The 12,825-nt window shown below is 59.1% G+C and carries 12 protein-coding genes; 4 read left to right on the top strand and 8 right to left on the bottom strand.

The features are described from left to right. Positions 1-293 precede the first annotated feature (293 nt). A complete protein-coding gene (locus ACIPY9_RS10110; RefSeq protein WP_400700078.1) occupies positions 294-671 on the top strand; it encodes a response regulator in 378 nt (125 codons plus the stop codon). Positions 672-688: 17 nt separating this feature from the next. Here the strand turns inward: ACIPY9_RS10110 and ACIPY9_RS10105 are convergent, their stop codons facing one another. Beyond that, positions 689-2,719 carry a response regulator gene (locus ACIPY9_RS10105; protein ID WP_400700076.1) on the bottom strand — a complete coding sequence of 677 codons (2,031 nt, stop codon included), beginning with the start codon at positions 2,717-2,719 and terminating at the stop codon, positions 689-691. Continuing rightward, positions 2,716-4,200: an ATPase domain-containing protein gene (locus ACIPY9_RS10100; RefSeq protein ID WP_400700074.1), complete on the bottom strand. Its 1,485-nt coding sequence runs from the start codon at positions 4,198-4,200 to the stop codon at positions 2,716-2,718. The genes ACIPY9_RS10105 and ACIPY9_RS10100 overlap by 4 nt, the downstream gene beginning before the upstream one ends. Before the next feature lie 199 nt (positions 4,201-4,399). On the opposite strand from ACIPY9_RS10100, the gene ACIPY9_RS10095 reads away from it, so the two are divergent. Further along, positions 4,400-5,212, top strand: coding sequence for a crotonase/enoyl-CoA hydratase family protein (locus ACIPY9_RS10095; RefSeq protein WP_400700072.1), 813 nt, complete (start codon positions 4,400-4,402; stop codon positions 5,210-5,212). 39 nt (positions 5,213-5,251) lie between these two features. Further along, entirely contained in the window at positions 5,252-6,088 is an 837-nt protein-coding gene (gene nudC, locus ACIPY9_RS10090) for an NAD(+) diphosphatase (RefSeq protein WP_400700070.1), read from the top strand. Here the strand turns inward: nudC and ACIPY9_RS10085 are convergent. The 6 genes from ACIPY9_RS10085 to ACIPY9_RS10060 form a co-directional block, all read right to left on the bottom strand. Then, positions 6,056-6,835, bottom strand: coding sequence for a TSUP family transporter (locus ACIPY9_RS10085; protein ID WP_400700068.1), 780 nt, complete (start codon positions 6,833-6,835; stop codon positions 6,056-6,058). The two genes, nudC and ACIPY9_RS10085, sit on opposite strands and share 33 nt — an antisense overlap. Before the next feature lie 102 nt (positions 6,836-6,937). Then, positions 6,938-8,080 carry a Gfo/Idh/MocA family protein gene (locus ACIPY9_RS10080; RefSeq protein WP_400700066.1) on the bottom strand — a complete coding sequence of 381 codons (1,143 nt, stop codon included), beginning with the start codon at positions 8,078-8,080 and terminating at the stop codon, positions 6,938-6,940. 201 nt (positions 8,081-8,281) lie between these two features. Continuing rightward, entirely contained in the window at positions 8,282-9,049 is a 768-nt protein-coding gene (locus ACIPY9_RS10075) for an SDR family oxidoreductase (RefSeq protein WP_400700064.1), read from the bottom strand. A gap of 24 nt (positions 9,050-9,073) precedes the next feature. Continuing rightward, positions 9,074-10,141, bottom strand: a complete 1,068-nt coding sequence (locus tag ACIPY9_RS10070) for a phosphotransferase family protein (protein ID WP_400700062.1) — start codon at positions 10,139-10,141, stop codon at positions 9,074-9,076. Between the two features lie 196 nt (positions 10,142-10,337). Further along, on the bottom strand, positions 10,338-10,655 hold the full coding sequence (locus ACIPY9_RS10065) for an SCP2 sterol-binding domain-containing protein (protein ID WP_400700060.1): 318 nt from the start codon (positions 10,653-10,655) through the stop codon (positions 10,338-10,340). Between the two features lie 55 nt (positions 10,656-10,710). Further along, a complete protein-coding gene (locus tag ACIPY9_RS10060) occupies positions 10,711-11,421 on the bottom strand; it encodes a histidine phosphatase family protein (protein ID WP_400700058.1) in 711 nt (236 codons plus the stop codon). A gap of 216 nt (positions 11,422-11,637) precedes the next feature. Between ACIPY9_RS10060 and sohB the strand changes: the two genes are divergently transcribed. Continuing rightward, the gene (gene sohB, locus ACIPY9_RS10055) at positions 11,638-12,666 is read left to right on the top strand and encodes a protease SohB (RefSeq protein WP_400700056.1); all 1,029 of its coding nucleotides are present in this window, start codon (positions 11,638-11,640) and stop codon (positions 12,664-12,666) included. Positions 12,667-12,825: the final 159 nt, after the last annotated feature.

Below are 12,825 nucleotides of genomic sequence, written 5' to 3'. Positions count from 1 at the left end.
CCGCCGCCTTCCCGGATAAATCCGGTCCTACCCCGGTAGGAGCGAATTCATTCGCGAAGAGGCCGTACCCCCGGCAGAAAGGTATCGTCCAGGCCGCCTTCTCGGATGAATCCGGTCCCACCCCGGTAGGAGCGAATTCATTCGCGAAGAGGCCGTACACCCGGCAGAAAGGTATCGCCCAGGCCGCCGTCTTCCCGGATAAATCCGGTCCCACAGGTTTTGCGCAAATGTGCGCAACCTCTGGAGAGTGCCGTGGTCGTATTGGCAGCTATTTAAAGATCAAAGGCAGTTTCATGAGCGCTGATGCAGAAAACGTCGTACTAATCGTCGAAGACGAACCCCTGATTCTGATGTTGCTGGCCGACTATCTGTCGGGCGAGGGGTATCGGGTCTTGCAGGCGGAAAACGGTGAGCAGGCGTTCGAGATCCTGGCGACCAAACCCCATCTGGACCTGATGATCACGGACTACCGTCTGCCAGGCGGGATTTCCGGGGTCATGATTGCCGAGCCGGCAGTCAGGCTACGGCCTGAACTCAAGGTGATTTTCATCAGCGGTTATCCGGCGGAAATCCTCGATTCAGGCAGCCCGATCACGGCGAAGGCACCGATCCTGGCCAAGCCGTTCACGATGGAAAGCCTGCAATCGCAGATCCACGACCTGCTGGCCTGAGCGGCGGTATGGCCCGATCAGGCCTCGATCATTTCCCTCACCTTGGACGTCAGGTGGTCGAAGGCAAAAGGCTTGGTGATCATCTGCATTCCGGTGTCCAGGAAGCCCGAACGTGCGGCGGCATGTTCGGCATAGCCGGTGATGAACAACACCTTGAGTTCAGGCCGCAGTTCACGGGCGATTTCCGCCAGTTGACGACCGTTCATGCCGGGCAGGCCCACGTCGCTGATCAGCAGGTCGATGCGCTGGCCTGATTCCAGGACCGGTACCGCGCCGCGTGCATCGCCTGCTTCGACATAGGCATAGCCCAGTTCGCTGAGCACTTCGCAGACCAGGGCCCGCACGGCCGGGTCATCTTCGACGATCAGGACGGTTTCGCCGTCCCTGGCATAGACGGCATCACTCTGGTACTGCAGCTCTTGTTCGGGTTGATCGCCCTGGAAACGGGGCAGGAACAGTTGCACGGTCGTGCCCCGGCCGACTTCGCTTTTTATGGCGACATGACCGTGGGACTGCTTGCTGAAGCCATAAATCATCGATAACCCCAGCCCCGTACCCTGGCCGATGGGTTTGGTGGTGAAGAACGGATCGAAGGCGCGGCTGACCACCGCTTCAGGCATGCCGCATCCGTTATCGCTGACGCTCAGGACGATGTAGTCGCCCGGCAGAAGGTTTTCATGGGCGTTGGTGAAGGCCTTGTCCAGCCGCTGATTGAAGGTTTCCAGCAGCAGCAACCCCCCGTCGGGCATCGCATCCCTGGCATTGAGCACCAGATTGAGCAGGGCATTTTCCAGCTGATTGTGATCGGCCACGGCAACCCAGAGCTGTTCGTCCAGTTGCATGTCCAGACGAATGCTTTCGTTGAGGCTGCGTTGAATCAGCTCGCTCATGGTGCTGACCAGCTGGTTCATTTCCACCGGCTTGGCGTCCAGTGACTGGCGACGGGAAAAGGCCAGCAGGCGATGGGTGAGGGCGGCGGCGCGATTGGCAGAGGTCACGCCCAGGTCGATCAGGTTGTCCAGGTCCTCGGTACGGCCTCGTGCCAGGCGTCTGCGGATCAGTTCAAGACTGCCGATGATGCCGGTCAGCATGTTGTTGAAGTCATGGGCGATGCCGCCGGTCAACTGGCCGACGGCTTCCATTTTCTGTGACTGGCGCAGGACTTCTTCCTTGTGGCGCAGCTGCGAAGTACGCTCCTCGACTTGCTGTTCAAGGGTTTCGTTCAGGCGCCTCAACTGGGTCTCCGCTTCCTTGCGTTCGGAGATGTCAGAGGTCACGCCGACCAGTGAGCTGACCTGGCCATTTCTGGCCCGAATCGCCCGGGCCCGGACATCGACCCACTTTATCGAGCCGTCAGGCCAGACATTGCGGTATTCGATGATGAAATCGACCCCGGTATCCAGGCTGCGCTGCAAGGTGGACTGCATCCGGGGCTGATCGTCCGGGTAGACCGCTTCCAGCCAGTCGTCATAGGTGAGGCTTTCGTCTTCATGACGGCCATAGTGAGACTTGCTGATCGCCGAACAGGTCAGGACCAGAAAACCGGCTTCCAGCTGCCAGGACCCCAGGCGACCCGCCTTGAGTGCGTTTTGCAGGCGTCGCTCGCTTTCCAGCAGGTCTTCCATGCGCGCCCGGGCTTCGTATTGTCGTCGCCGACCGCGTATGGCCGTGGCCACAAGGCTGACCAGTGTGGCCGGATGAAAAGGACGTTCCAGAAAGGTGACGTTACCCAGCAGGTTGCCCAGTCGTGCCGAAGGGTTCTGCTCCGGCCCCCCATGGTGCGTCAGCAGCACGATGGGCAGGTCGGACCAGGCTGGCTGGTTGGCCAGAAGGCTGACCAGAGTGTCGATATCCGCACCCCGCAGGGCCTCATCGGCGATGACGGCCAGTCCTGCCCCGGTGCTCAGCTCCTGGGCCAGCTCATGAAGGTCACGAGCGACAGCGGAGCGAAACCCCGCTTCCTCAAGGATCATCACGGCGATCTGACTGTCTCGCCCTCGGGGAGCCAGGATGATTGCCCGCTCCGATAACAACCGGCTGGTGCTCACTCGTCTTCATCCTTGAGCAATGGCTGGCTTTCACCAAAATAACTGGGAACACCGCGCAGGACGCCCTGGAAGGCGGCAAGTGGATGGCCTATTTTCAAGCCATTCCTGCTGATCCGGTACTCACGAATCGTTGATTCATGGGTGCCCGTGCGTTTCTTGATAATGGAGATGGCACGGCGAATCTGGCCCAGCGCTTCAAAATAGCGCAACAGTATCACCGTGTCGGCCAGATAAGTAATGTCGACCGGGGCCTGCATGTCGCCGACCAGTCCATGCTGGGCCACTGTCATGAAGGTAGAGGCACCCTGGCGGTTGAGGTACAGCAGCAGTTCATGCATGTGCAGAACCAGAGAGTTCTCTTCTGGCATTGCAGCCTGATAGCCGTTGATGCTGTCGATGACCACCGTCTTGATCTGCTGTTTATCCACGCAACGCCGGACCCGATGGGAGAACTCGCCTGGAGACAGCTCGGCAGCGTCGACCTGCTCGATCCACAGGCTGCCGGTGTCCTGAAGGGCCTGGAGATCGATTCCTATCTTTTTCATCCGGTCGAACAGCAGGCTCAGTTCTTCATCGAAGATAAACAGGCCGACCCGCTCACCACGGGTCACGGCTTCGGCTGCGAACACCAGGGCAATCAGTGTCTTGCCTGTGCCGGCCGGGCCGAGAATCAGCGTGCTGGAACCGCCGTCTATGCCACCGCCGAGCAGGTCATCGAGCTCCTTGATGCCGCTGCTGATCTGCGAGCGGACATACTCGTTGCGATGCTCGGCCGCGACCAGCCGGGGAAAGACATGGATACCGTCTTCCAGGATGGTGAAATCATGGAAACCACCACGGTACTTCTGACCGCGATACTTGACGATTTTCAGGCGTCGTCGTTCGGCACCGTAGTTCGGCGTCAGCTCTTCCAGTCGAATGACGCCGTGCGCGATGCTGTGTACGGTCTTGTCCAGCGACTCTGTCGTCAGGTCGTCGAGCAGCATGATCGTGGCGTCATAGCGTGCAAAGTAATGTTTGATCGCCAGGATCTGGCGTCGGTATCGCAACGAGCTCTGCGCCAGCAAGCGGATCTCCGACAGGCTGTCGATGACCACACGCGAGGGTCTGATGCGTTCGACCACCTCGAATATTTGCCGGGTCGCTTCCCCGAGTTCGAGGTCGGAAGAGTACAGCAGGCTCTGATGCTGCTCGGCATTGAGCAGGCTTTCGGGTGGGGCCAGCTCGAAGATTTCAATATGTTCGTCCAGTTTCCAGCCATGGGAGCGGGCACCCTCGCGCAGCTCTCGTTCGGTTTCCGAAAGCGTGATGTAAAGGCAGGTTTCGCCCGCTTCTGCACCCGCTTGCAAAAACTGCAATGCGACGGTGGTCTTGCCGGTTCCCGGTTCCCCTTCGAGAAGAAAAACGTGATTGCGTGAAAGGCCTCCCGAAAGGATGTCATCCAGGCCTTCGATGCCGGTTGCCGCTTTTAAGTTATCCAAAACATGCCCTCTTGATTCCGAATGACAGGCAGTGAATCTGGACCTCAGCCGAGTGTGGCGGTTCATACTTTTTCAACGGCCAGAGGGCAGGACATCGGCCTCAAGGTCCGCTAAATGTCATAAAAGCCTTCTACGAGAGCCATTATTGGCTTGTTATAGTCCGGCCACCCGAACAAGAAGCATGCCTGAGGAGAATGCCATGTCCGATTACCAAACATTTCTCGTGGAATTGACCGATCACGTCGCCCATGTGCAGATCAACCGGCCCGAAAAGGTCAATGCCATGAATGAGGCCTTCTGGCGCGAGATCATCGAGGTCTTTCAGTGGATTGACGATAACGACGAGGTTCGTGTCGTTGTCCTGAGTGGTGCGGGCAAGCATTTTTCCTCGGGTATCGATCTTGCGCTGCTGGCGTCGCTGGCTGCCCGGATGGGGGCGGATGTCGGACGCAATGCCCGCTTGCTGAGGCGCAAGATCCAGCAGATGCAAGCGTCATTCACCGCCGTGGACAAGTGCCGTAAACCGGTGCTCGCAGCGATTCATGGCTATTGCCTGGGCGGGGCCATCGACCTGATAGCCGCGTGTGACATGCGCTATGCGGCTCAGGATGCGCTGTTCTCCATTCGTGAAATCGATATGGGAATGGCAGCCGATGTCGGCACCCTGCAACGTCTTCCCCGGATCATCGGGGACGGGATGATGCGGGAGCTGGCTTATACCGGGCGTAACGTCGATGCCGAAGAGGCCCGGCGTATCGGTCTGGTCAACAGCACCTTTGCCGACGCGCAAAGCCTGCTGGAGGGCGTTTTCGCGATTGCCCGTGACATCGCCGACAAGTCGCCCATCGCCATCGAGGGCACCAAGAAAATGATCGACTACATGCGCGACCATCGCATCGATGATGGCCTTGAACACGTTGCCATCTGGAACTCGGCCATGCTGCAATCGGCAGACCTCAAGCTGGCCATGGCTGCACACATGAGCAAGCAGAAGCCGGTTTTCGACAATTGAAGAGCAAAGAGTCTTGCGAGTGACCAGAGGAGTTTTTTCATGACACGCCCCGAGCGCTGGACAACCGCCGTTCTGGATACGGGAGCTGAAGGTGGCTGTGCCGTGGTCTACAGCCGTCAGGGCTTCCTGTTAGACGACAACGGCGTCATGTTTCCCAGAGAGTGGGTCAGGCGTCTGGAACTGCCGGTACAGAGCGAGCATGGCATCGGTCACTTCGATGGCGAGCCGGTGTATGTGGTGGTGCTTGAGCAGGCGGTCGAGGTCGAGGGATGTACCTGGCAGGGGTTGCGCCAGTTCATGCTGCAAGGCGATTTTGCGGTCTACCGGATGCTGGGGTATGCCGCGCAGATCGGCACCTGGGCCAGGGAACATCGTTTTTGTGGGGCCTGTGGTCGGCCCACGGTGCAGATTCCCGGCGAGCGTGCCATGTACTGCGAGCATGACGACCTGAGGTTCTACCCGCGCATTTCACCCAGCATGATCGTGCTGATTACCCGGGGCGATGAAATCCTGCTGGCTCGTTCACCGCGCTTCGTCACGGGCGTCTACAGCACCCTGGCCGGTTTTGCCGAGCCCGGCGAGTCGGCCGAGGATTGTGTGCGCCGGGAGGTCATGGAAGAGGTGCAGGTCCGTATCAGGAACATTCGCTACGTGGGTAGCCAGTGCTGGCCGTTCCCGCACTCCATGATGCTGGGGTTTCATGCCGAGTATGAAAGTGGCGACATCGTGCCCCAGGCCGACGAGATCGAAGATGCGCGCTGGTTCCGCATTGACGACCTGCCGCCCTTGCCAGCCAATCGTTCGATTGCGCGCTATCTGATCGAGTTGTACCTGGCCCGGCGATCAGGCGCCCCCGAACCAGTGCTGCCAGGCTAGGCGGACGGTCAGGCCGAGTACGACGATGATGAAGACGGGGCGGATGAACTTGGCCCCGCCCTTGATCGCAGTGCCTGCGCCAAAGTAGGCACCCAGCATCACCGAAAGACCCATGCACAGGCCGATGACGAAGTCTACCTGACCCGAGAAGATGAACACCGACAAGGCCACGGCATTGCTGACGAAGTTCATGGTGCGCGCCACGCCGCTGGCCTTAACCAGGTCCACCGGATACAGCAGCAGGGTGCTGACGGTCCAGAAGGCGCCGGTGCCGGGGCCTGCCACGCCGTCATAGAAACCCAGGGTCAGGCTCTGGGGCCATTGCCATTTCTTCCTGATCGGGGCATCGCTGTCCAGCGGCGCCTTGGGCGTGCCGCCAAACAACAGGTACAGGCCGCAGCCGAACACGATCAAAGGCAGCATCTGGTTCAGCCATTCGGCGGGCATATAGTGAGCGATCACCGCACCGAGCGCGGCCCCCACGGCCGTGCCGACCAAGGCGTGGACCCACTGGCGAGGGTGAAAAAGCTTGCGCCGGTAGTACGTGAAGCTGGCTGTTGCAGAGCCGAAGGTCGAACTGAGCTTGTTGGTGCCCAGTACCATGTGCGGCGGCAGCCCGGCCGTCATCAGGGCGGGTGTGGTCAGCAGGCCGCCACCGCCGGCAATGGCATCGATGAAACCGGCGATGAAGGCAACAACGATCAGAACAGCGAGGGTGGTCAGGTCGACACTGAGTTCAAAAGGCATAGTCGGGACGGCTTATAGGGCAGGGGGGCAGAATGGCTGCCCGAAGGCCGCGCATTCTACCCTATGTGTGCCCCGATTCAGACAATGGTCGAAGGGGGTTTTTCAAATCTCCCCTGACCCGACCCAGCGCTGCTCACGCGCTGACAATCGAATCGCGGCGGCCAGTCGCTCGATCTGCCAGGCCTCTTCAAAATCCGGGCCGCGCTGGCCCTGACCGCACACGGCCTGAATCAGCGCATGCACTTCCAGTGCCTTGAGTTCGTTGTAACCCAGTTGATGGCCCGGAGCGGGGCAGAAGGCGGCATAACCCGGCAGCGACGGGCCAGCCAGCAGTGTCTGGAAGCCATCGCGACCGGTTGCTCCCGGGCGATAGAGGCGCAGTTCGTTCAAGCGTTCCTGATCGAAGGCCAGCGTGCCTTTCGTGCCACTGATCTCAAAGCTCAAATGATTCTTGTAGCCATGCTTGAGCCAACTGCTGCTGAAGGTGCCCCGTGCGCCGCTGGCAAAGCGCAGCAGGGCGTGGGTCTGATCGTCCACGGCAATGGGGCGCAGTTCGCGGCTGCCGGAGGTGGCCGGGCGCTGGCGGTGCACGGTATTCGAGTCGGCGCATACCGCTTCGACATCGCCCAGCAGGTGGCGGGCCATGGCCAGCAGATGACTGCCCAGATCGGCCAGTGCGCCACCGGCATGCCCGGCTTCGCAGCGCCATGACCACGGAGAGGCCGGATCGCCCATGAAGTCTTCACTGAATTCGCCCTGAAAGCTGATGATCTCTCCCAGTTCTCCAGCTTCGATCATGTCCCTGGCCAGGCCGATCATCGGGTTGTGCTGGTAGTTGTAGCCCACCTGGGTCACGACACCGGCCGCCTTGGCGCTGCGATACATTTCCGTGGCCTGCTCAAGGCTGACCGCCAGCGGTTTTTCGCAATACACGGCCTTGCCCGCAGCGATGGCCGCCATGGCCATGGGGTAATGCAGATGATTGGGTGTGGTGATTGCCACGATCTGGACGTGCGGATCATCGATCAGTTGTTGCCAGTCGCCATGGCTGCGGTCGAACCCCCAGGCCTGGGCGCATTGTTCGGCACGTGTGCTGTCGGCATCGGCCAGTGCCGACAGGCGGAGCTGAACGGGCAGTTCAAAGGCGGCACTGACATTGCGAAAGGCCAGGGCATGGGCGCGTCCCATGAAGCCGGTGCCGATCAGACCAATACCCAGTGGCGCAGCGAGAGGGGTTTTCCGCATGACAGTCTCCATGAAGGATTATTGTTTTCGGAAAATATATTCTACAAATTCAAATTATGGAAATTTAATTCTCTATTTGTATTGAGAGCAGCCCTGCAGGAGCGAATTCATTCGCGAGAGACCCGTGAAATTGAAGAAAATCTATAGCCTTCAATGACGTCATCGCGAATGAATTCGCTCCTACGGTGACAGCGTGGTATTTCAGGAAAGAAAGCCGCCATCGACGTTCAGCGACACGCCCGTGGTATAGCTCGATGCTTCACTGGCCAGATACAGCACCGCACCGGCCATTTCCTCGGGATCGGCCACGCGCTTGAGGGGGATCTGTGCCAGCGCCATGTTGAGAATGGCGTCGTTCTTGACCAGTGCCGAGGCGAATTTGGTGTCCGTCAGGCCGGGCAGCAAGGCATTGCAACGAATACCGAAGGCAGCGCACTCCTTGGCGAAGACTTTGGTCATGTTGATGACCGCTGCCTTGGTCACCGAATAGATGCCCTGGAATTCGCCCGGTGACACGCCATTGATCGAAGCCACGTTGATGATGCTGCCGCCACCGTTGTCGCGCATCAGCTTGCCGGCCTCCACCGACATGAAGAAATAACCGCGAATGTTCACGTCCACCGTCTTCTGAAAGGCACCGGGGTCGGTGTCCAGCACATTGCAGAACTGTGGGTTGGTGGCCGCGTTATTGACCAGAATGTCCAGGCGGCCGAACTGTTGGCGGATCTGCGCGAAGGTGCTCTGTATCTGCTCCATCTCGCCGATATGGCACGCCATCGCTGTCGCCTTGCCGCCTTCGGCGATAATGGCTTCGGCGACCTGCTGGCACCCGTCAAGCTTGCGGCTGGAAACAATGACATGGGCACCTTGTCGGGCCAGCAGCCGGGCAATGGCTTCTCCGATGCCACGGCTGGCCCCGGAGACAAAGGCAATCTTGCCGTCAAGATCGAATAACTGGGTTCTGGACATGGTGGTTTCCTTGGGTCACTGCACTCAAAGGCTGGAGTTATCGATCACTTGCAGACTCATGCGCTCCAGTAGCGCGTTCATGTGAATGAACGACGCGAAGCGCTTGTCCTGAGTCTGGCCATGAAAGAACCGGTAGTAGATCTGTTGCACGATGCCAGCGAGACGAAACAGGCCGTAGGTGTAATAGAAATCGAAGTTATCGATACGGATGCCTGAACGTTCGGCGTAGTAGTCGACGAACTGCTGACGGGTCAGCATGCCGGGGGCATTGCTGGGCTGGCGGCGCATCAACTGGACCGGGGCAGGGTCGTCAGCCTGTATCCAGTAGGCCAGGGTGTTACCCAGGTCCATCAGCGGGTCGCCGAGTGTGGTCATCTCCCAATCCAGCACACCGATGATGCGCATGGGATTCTGCGGATCGAGAATCACGTTATCGAAGCGGTAATCGTTGTGGACGATGGCGGGTTTCGGGTGATCGGCAGGCCTCTTTTCCGCCAGCCAGTGCTTGACCCTTTCCCAGGCCGGAGCATCGGGCGTCATGGCTTTTTCATAGCGATCACTCCAGCCCAGAATCTGCCGCTCGACATAGCCCTGAGGTTTGCCCAGATCGGCCAGACCGCAGGCTTGGTAGTCGACTTGATGCAGTTCCACCTGCTTGTCGATGAAGCTTTTGCACAATGCTTCAGTCTGCCCGGCATTCAGGTTCAATGCTGGAGGCAGGTCCGAGCGCAGGATGATGCCCTTGACCCGTTCCATGACATAGAAATCGGAGCCGATCAGGGTGTCATCGGTGCAGTGCAGATAGGCTTTGGGGCAGTAGGGGAACGCATCCTTGAGGCCATTGAGAATGCGGTACTCGCGGCCCATGTCGTGGGCCGACCTGGCCTTGTGCCCGAAGGGGGGGCGGCGCAGGACAAATTCCTGTTCGGGATACCGTATCAGGTAGGTGAGATTCGAGGCTCCGCCCGGAAACTGGCTGATCACGGGCAGGCCGCTCAAGCCGGGTATATGGCTTTTCAGGCAGGGATCGATAAGGCGTGCGTCCAGCTCTTCACCGGGGCGGACATCAGTGGACTGGTCGGTGAGTGTCATGCGGGTCCCTTCTGCTTATTATGGTCTGCCAGCATCATTGGCCAATCTAATGAGCAAGGTGTTCCTGAACAACCCTGCGGCCGCCTTATAGGCTAGCGTGTTGCCATTCGATCAGCCGGTTTGATTGCAGGCGAAAAAAAACCGAAGCCCTGAAGCTTCGGTTTTTCATGTGCGGCGCTGACGTGCTCTCGTCGGTTTAAACCGGGAACAGCTCGCTCAGTTTCATGGCCAGCATCATGTCGCCTTCTGCGCGCAGCTTGCCGCCCATGAATGCCTGCATGCCATCGGTCTCGCCGCTGACGATGCCTTTGAGGGTTTCGCTGTCCATGACCAGGGTCACGTTGGCGTCAGGGTTTTCGCCTTCCTGCAGTTCGCAGGTGCTGTCCTTGACGATCAGGGCGTAGTGCTTGTCTTCGTCAGTGATGTTGAAACCGAAAACCAGATCCAGGCCCGAAGCGGCGCTTGGGTTGAACTTGGCTTTCATGGTTTGGACGGCGTCGGCTACTGAGGTCATGGTTTTATCCTTTTGTGGTTGGTTCTGGCGCCGGTCGGGGCGCGGTGTGCCGGGCTCAGCGATAAGTGATGAGCTCCGGCGCCTTCAGCAGTTGCAGGTGGGTGTAACTGTTGAAGGAAGCCAGGGTCACCTTGCTGCCACTGAATTCAAGCTGGTGCAGCGAGGTATTGGTGATATGCCAGTTAAGCTCGAAGGCCTGATGTGCAGGCACTCCGGTAACAAGGTGCAGCAAGGCGGTGATGGTGCCGCCGGAGGTGAACACGGCGATGCGTTCATGCTTGCCTGCTGCCTCGATGATTCGGTTCAGACCTGCCTGTACATCTGCGACGAACGCCAGCCAGCTTTGCATGCCCGGCATGTCGTGTTCGCCACCGAGCCAGCGGCTGATGATCAGCGCGAACAGGCGCTGGAACTCGGCTGGGTTGTGGCCAATGTTACGCAGGATATTCAGCGCCTCGGGCTCTTCGGGCAGCATGGCCGGTATCAGCGCACGAACGACACCTTCGGCATCGAATTCATTGAAGGCGCTGTCGATTTCCAGGGCTGGGGGCTCAAGGCCGGCTTCGGCCAGTTGTGCGAGAGCGGTGTGTGCAGTGTCTTTCTGACGTTTCAGGTTGCCCGACAGGCAGCGATCGAAGCTCAGCCCCAGTTGCGCCAGATGATTGCCGAGTACCTGAGCCTGACGAATGCCGACAGGCGACAGGACGTCGTAATCGTCTGCACCGAATGAAGCCTGGCCATGTCGTATCAGGTAAATGCTGCCCACGTCCGTGTCGTCTCGGTACGTTGAAGGTCTGGCGAGGTTATGAGGGATGGCCGGGACCTGTCAACGAAAAAACATACGGGCGTTTGAAATTGGCGTTTTAATGCTTTGCAACACAGTCTCATCAAGCCGTGTGCTGGTGATCGGGCAGGCGCCTCGGTATGCTTGGGCCATCGCGGCCCTTGACTGGAAAGGGCGCAACGCAAGTGAGGAGTATCTGTGGATTTCGTTGCCGATTACGCAAGTTTTCTGGCCAAGACGGTCACGTTGGTCGTCGCCATTGTCATCGTACTGGTCGCCATCGCATCCGTACGTGGAAAAGGTCGTCGCAGGACCGCCGGGCAATTGCAGGTCACCAAACTCAATGACTTCTATAAAGGTTTGCGCGAGCATCTGGAGCAGTCGCTGCTGGACAAGGTTCGCCTGAAAGCCTTGCGCAAGGAGCAGGGCAAGGCCCTGAAGAAAGAAAAGAAGCAGGCCGAGCCCGAGCCGAAGTCACGGGTCTACGTGCTGGATTTCAATGGTGACATCAAGGCCTCGGCCACTGAAAGCATGCGCCATGAAATCACCGCGCTGCTGACCCTGGCCACCGACAAGGACGAAGTGGTGCTGCGTCTGGAAAGCGGCGGCGGCATGGTTCACAGCTATGGCCTGGCCTCATCGCAACTGGCGCGTATCCGTGAGGCGGGCATCCCGCTGACCGTATGCATCGACAAGGTGGCGGCCAGCGGCGGCTACATGATGGCTTGCATCGGTAACAAGATCATCAGCGCCCCGTTTGCGATTCTGGGGTCCATCGGCGTCGTGGCCCAGTTGCCCAACGTCAACCGCCTGCTGAAAAAGCACGATATCGACTTTGAAGTGCTGACCGCTGGCGAATACAAGCGCACCTTGACCGTATTTGGCGAAAACACCGAAAAGGGTCGTGAAAAATTCCAGCAGGATCTGGACATCACCCATGACCTGTTCAAAGGTTTCGTCGCCACCTATCGCCCGCAATTGTCCATCGATGAAGTGGCAACCGGTGAGGTCTGGCTGGGCATGGCGGCCCTCGAGAAGCAACTGATCGACGAGCTCAAGACCAGTGACCAGTACCTGGCCGAACGTGCCAGGGATGCCGAGGTGTTTCACCTGCACTATGCCCAGCGCAAGAGCTTGCAGGAGCGTGTCGGGCTGGCGGCAGAGTCCTCGGTGGACCGTCTGGTCACGGGCTGGTGGAATCGCCTGACTCAGCAACGGTTCTGGTGATATTTCGTGAGGGTGTAGGACCGGATTTATCCGGGAAGAGGCTCGTACATTCACGGCATCTGTGCTGTCGGAAATAATGCGCCACTCGATCCGCTTCCACAGAAATACGCTTTGACTCATGCAGGCATGAAAAAGCCCGGCCCTCAGAAGAGGGCCGGG

The sequence above is a fragment of the Pseudomonas sp. NPDC089734 genome (genome assembly GCF_044748865.1).
Taxonomy (GTDB): domain Bacteria; phylum Pseudomonadota; class Gammaproteobacteria; order Pseudomonadales; family Pseudomonadaceae; genus Aquipseudomonas.
This window is presented reverse-complemented; position numbering and strand designations above follow the sequence as displayed.

Excerpts from the sequence above, each read along its gene's own strand:
- ACIPY9_RS10110 (WP_400700078.1), top strand. The coding sequence starts at position 294 with ATGAGCGCTGATGCAGAAAACGTCGTACTAATCGTCGAAGACGAACCC.
- ACIPY9_RS10095 (WP_400700072.1), top strand. The coding sequence starts at position 4,400 with ATGTCCGATTACCAAACATTTCTCGTGGAATTGACCGATCACGTCGCC.
- nudC (WP_400700070.1), top strand. The coding sequence starts at position 5,252 with ATGACACGCCCCGAGCGCTGGACAACCGCCGTTCTGGATACGGGAGCT.
- ACIPY9_RS10085 (WP_400700068.1), bottom strand. The coding sequence starts at position 6,835 with ATGCCTTTTGAACTCAGTGTCGACCTGACCACCCTCGCTGTTCTGATC.
- ACIPY9_RS10080 (WP_400700066.1), bottom strand. The coding sequence starts at position 8,080 with ATGCGGAAAACCCCTCTCGCTGCGCCACTGGGTATTGGTCTGATCGGC.
- ACIPY9_RS10075 (WP_400700064.1), bottom strand. The coding sequence starts at position 9,049 with ATGTCCAGAACCCAGTTATTCGATCTTGACGGCAAGATTGCCTTTGTC.
- ACIPY9_RS10070 (WP_400700062.1), bottom strand. The coding sequence starts at position 10,141 with ATGACACTCACCGACCAGTCCACTGATGTCCGCCCCGGTGAAGAGCTG.
- ACIPY9_RS10065 (WP_400700060.1), bottom strand. The coding sequence starts at position 10,655 with ATGACCTCAGTAGCCGACGCCGTCCAAACCATGAAAGCCAAGTTCAAC.